This is a genomic window from Pseudomonas sp. AC463 (assembly GCF_979253585.1).
In genome coordinates this window covers 1-243 of record NZ_CEEDDZ010001056.1, presented here as the reverse complement: position 1 = coordinate 243, position 243 = coordinate 1, and the positions used below count along the sequence as shown (strand labels likewise).

Sequence of the window (243 nt, the reverse complement as noted above, 5' to 3'; positions counted from 1 at the left end):
GCGTCGTATCGAGGATGAAATCCGGGGCGAACACACCCCTGGCGGCATCCTCGCGCTGGCGTTCGGTTTCCGCGTCGATCGCGCCCGCGAATGCCTGCACCCGCGCCACATAGGCGTCCGCATCCGTCGCGTCCCGGACACGGTGCTGGTTTCCCAGGAAATCGGGTACGTCGCGATAGGCGCCGGTCAACTGCGTCAGCACATAGGGGGCGAACCGCCCGGCACTGGCCCCAAACCCGTAGC

1 protein-coding gene is annotated in these 243 nt (G+C 67.5%); it reads right to left on the bottom strand.

Going from position 1 to position 243, the window contains the following annotated elements; genetic code table 11:
- On the bottom strand, positions 1-243 hold a 243-nt coding region (locus AC0IYH_RS33490; RefSeq protein ID WP_471838744.1), incomplete at both ends, for a DUF885 family protein.